Genomic DNA, 2,867 nt, shown 5'->3' with positions numbered 1-2,867 from the left:
AAGGGTATCGGCTTTTATTCATATTCTTTTACTTAATTAATTTCTGACATAAAACTTATAATAATAACATTACTTTTACTAGCTAGAAAAGGGTTGATACTGTACATTTTAAAATATCAATTAAGCACTAATATTTTGGTTATGCACTGTTTCACCTTTATGGGAAACATAACTGTGTGCTATCATTCCTAGCATTATTACAAACATGCCATACCAAGATAAAATAGAGGGGAATGAAGAATGTAATAAGATTAGTTCTCCAATAACAGCAAAAAGGACCTCCATAGATTGTGTTGCTTCAACAGTTGCAAGTTTCTGCATATCTCCTTTAACCATATCAGTAGCTTTAAAAAATAAGATAGTTGCAATTACACCAGAGCAAATAGCAACTAAAATAGATTGCATAGTTTGCTCCTTACTAGGTATTCCTGCTGTAAAAAGACCGTACAAGGATAATAAAAACCAAAATGGTAAGCTAGCTAATGTCATTCCAAGGACACGTTGATAAGCATCTAGACGATCTCCACAAACCTCCATCATCTTACGATTCCCGAGTGGGTAAGCAAAAGAAGCTACAATAACAGGGATAATACCTAACATAATATCTTTTACAGCAAGCGATTTTGCTTGTTCCATTTGCATAAGGAAAATACCAAGAAGAATAATTAATGACATACTCATACCCTTCATTGGAATTTTTCCTCTTTTCTTAATAATTCCATCTGGTGTTTGATAAGTTTGGATAAAAAGAGGAGCTAACAAAGATCCTGATATAATAGTAACTTGCCATGTCCCCGCAATAATCCATCCTGGTGCATGTGCAGCGGCAAAACATAATGGAGCATAAAATAGACCAAAACCTACAAAACTCCATAAAAACCATGCACTTAAATCCTCTCTCATAACTTGTAATAATATTTTTAATTTTTTTCGACTCATAACAAGAAGTAAAAGGAATGGCAGCATGAAAATAAACCTTAATGAAGCACTCCATATCCAGCTACCACCTGATAATTCCATTGCTCGATTTAATATAAATGTGAAAGCAAAAAAGAAAGCAGCACATATACCTAAAAAAAGAGGACGCAAATTTCTCACTTTAATCTACCTCATAAGTCATTAATTTCTCAAGGCTTAACCAGTTTTGTTCTACAAGATGCGCTGTTGTTTCTTTATCTTTATTTTTACACGCCTCTATAATTTGCTGATGTTGTTCTACTGACTTTAGACCATTTATCGAAGTGAACTGAGAAATTTCGAGACGTTGAATCTTAGATATACTTCGTTCTAATGCACGAATGATTTCAGGATTTCCTGCCACATCTAAAAAAACATTATGGAATAACTCGTCAGCTTCAATTGATTTTATAATATCTTTTTTCTCAATAGATAATAGTAAAGCCTTATTACCGAACTCTAATTCTTGAATATCCGATTCTTTTAATAATGGTACTGCTAAACGAGCAGCTAACGAATGTAAAACTGCTACCACAGTAAATGCGTGTTTCGCCTCCTCAATATTTAATGGTGCAACACGAGTAACTGAACCAGGAATAGATTCAACAAGTCCTTCATCCTCAAGACGTTTCAACGCCTCTCTAACTGGAGTACGGCTAATTCCAAATTCTTCTGCTAATTCTTTGTCATTTAAGCGTTGCTCCGGTTGCAGCTCTAATGTAACGATTGCTTTTTTCAAAGTTAGATATACTTCATCTCTAAATGACATACGTTTAATGGGTTTAATAATATCTTTTTTCATAAAACCAATATATCGGATATTGGTTTTATGGTCAACTCTAAATTTTCAATAAAATATACTCGATTATCAAATTCTAAAAACGACCATTTAAGGAACCTTCTTAACGTATGAAAAAACCAAGTTCTTTAAAGAAATAAATCCTTAGCGTACGAAACTCGCGTTTTATTGGTGGGACTCTCTAATTAATTCGCTTAATGGATTCGGTCTCGTCTATTTTGGATACTACTTTATGTGAAATGGAGATATTATTTTTATTTAGGATAGATTTCTTTCGAAATATGTATCTAGAGCCGTATATTAATTTAAATGTGATACGATAATTGTATATATGCATTTAGAAGGTAAAAGGGGATGAGTGTTGATGAAAAACCATACAATGGTAAACGGAAAACTCCTTCAGACTAATAAAAAGTGGTCACATCTCCGGCAAAAACAAAAAGATCATATTTCTAATTGGTTACGTAGGGAATACATACAGTTTGTAAGAACGCATCATCGAAAACCTAGAAAAAACGAGCATGATGAGATTCTTCATGAAGTGATGAGTCAAATACAGGAACAAGAAATATGGATTCCAAATGGTGAAGTGAAAAAATATTATGTAAGCAAAATAGGAAAATGGTTTAGAAAAATAGAAGGTGAATGGGAAATACAAATAGATAACAATGAGCGGCAGCAAGTATTAAAAGAAAAGTAGATACAAATAGGGTGCGTATTTCATGTATAACTTACAAGAAGATATGTATGAACAATTGAAAGAGAAAAAAGGGGAAGTAACTGTATTTTTAGGGAATGGTGTTCCAGTACGTGGGCAGATCCTTGCAACAGATAAAATTACCGTCCTAATAATGGTTCATGGTAAGCAACAACTAGTCTACAAGCAAGTAATTTCCACAATTCTTAAGTAATTCTTTTTCCTTTTTTCGAGAGAAGAGGAAAAAACACAAAAAAATAGAAGATTGAGATCAATCTTCTTTAAAAAAGGAACAGATGACAGATTACTACTCCAACTCTTAATTAATTATAAATAAGCACATATAAATATTCAATCCATTCCGAGTTTTCTCAACATATTTGTCTTTTTTAAAAATTATAATATAAGTAATTC

General features: G+C 32.5%; 4 protein-coding genes. 2 read left to right on the top strand and 2 right to left on the bottom strand.

Translation table 11 applies throughout. The annotated features are described in order from the left end of the window. Positions 1 to 120: 120 nt before the first annotated feature. Entirely contained in the window at positions 121 to 1,089 is a 969-nt protein-coding gene (locus ABWK52_RS24625) for a DMT family transporter (RefSeq protein ID WP_086412725.1), read from the bottom strand. 10 nt (positions 1,090 to 1,099) lie between these two features. Beyond that, positions 1,100 to 1,759: a GntR family transcriptional regulator gene (locus ABWK52_RS24620; RefSeq protein WP_098542149.1), complete on the bottom strand. Its 660-nt coding sequence runs from the start codon at positions 1,757 to 1,759 to the stop codon at positions 1,100 to 1,102. Positions 1,760 to 2,120: 361 nt separating this feature from the next. Between ABWK52_RS24620 and ABWK52_RS24615 the strand changes: the two genes are divergently transcribed. Both ABWK52_RS24615 and hfq read left to right on the top strand, forming a co-directional pair. Further along, on the top strand, positions 2,121 to 2,456 hold the full coding sequence (locus ABWK52_RS24615) for a hypothetical protein (protein WP_000788719.1): 336 nt from the start codon (positions 2,121 to 2,123) through the stop codon (positions 2,454 to 2,456). 22 nt (positions 2,457 to 2,478) lie between these two features. Then, complete coding sequence (gene hfq, locus ABWK52_RS24610) at positions 2,479 to 2,667, top strand: RNA chaperone Hfq (protein ID WP_000282530.1); 189 nt, start codon at positions 2,479 to 2,481, stop codon at positions 2,665 to 2,667. Positions 2,668 to 2,867 lie beyond the last annotated feature (200 nt).

This window comes from Bacillus sp. AP50 (assembly GCF_040492675.1).
Lineage (GTDB): Bacteria > Bacillota > Bacilli > Bacillales > Bacillaceae_G > Bacillus_A > Bacillus_A cereus.
Note: the sequence above shows the minus strand (reverse complement) of the source record. Positions and strands in the feature narration are given on the sequence as shown.

Coding starts and splice junctions, on each gene's coding strand:
- hfq (WP_000282530.1), top strand. CDS start 2,479: ATGTATAACTTACAAGAAGATATGTATGAACAATTGAAAGAGAAAAAA.
- ABWK52_RS24615 (WP_000788719.1), top strand. CDS start 2,121: ATGAAAAACCATACAATGGTAAACGGAAAACTCCTTCAGACTAATAAA.
- ABWK52_RS24620 (WP_098542149.1), bottom strand. CDS start 1,759: ATGAAAAAAGATATTATTAAACCCATTAAACGTATGTCATTTAGAGAT.